Source organism: Burkholderia sp. Bp9140 (assembly GCF_003853425.1).
Taxonomy (GTDB): Bacteria; Pseudomonadota; Gammaproteobacteria; order Burkholderiales; family Burkholderiaceae; genus Burkholderia.
The window spans coordinates 1-505 of the sequence record NZ_QTPQ01000129.1; the positions used below are offsets into that span (position 1 = coordinate 1).

The window sequence follows — 505 nt, forward strand, 5'->3', positions numbered from 1 at the left end:
TTCGTCGCGAACAGTTGCGAGCCGTTCACCGCGTCCGTGCTCGTCGCCGACAGCTCAGCGGCCTTCACGTTCGTCAGCTTCGTGCCGCCAACGCCAGCCATCGTCGCCGACTGGTAGTTCGGCGTGCCGTCCGCGTTCTTGTCGTAAGTGACTGCAGCCAGCGACTTGCCGTCCTCGCCAACAAGGCCCGACGACTTCAGTTGCGACACGTTCACCGCGTCCATGTCGGCCTTGCCGGCCGCCACGTTCGTCAGTGTCGTGCCCGTCTTGCCGCCGGCCAGCGTCACCTTGTCCTTCGTCACGCTGTCGTAAGACACGGCCAGCGGGTTCATGCCACCTTCCACGTCGCTGATCGCTTTCGTCAGTTGATCGACGTTCACTGCGTCCGTGCCGGCCTTGCCCTGTGCAACATTCGACAGCGTCACCGCACCCGTCGACTTCCCGCCGCCCAGCGTCACCGAGTTGTAGTTCGCCGTGCCGTCCGCCTTCTTGTCGTACGTCACCG

The 505-nt window shown here is 64.4% G+C and carries 1 pseudogene; it reads right to left on the reverse strand.

The features are described from left to right. Window positions 1-505, reverse strand: a pseudogene (locus DIE21_RS36920) (hypothetical protein); the annotation flags it as partial.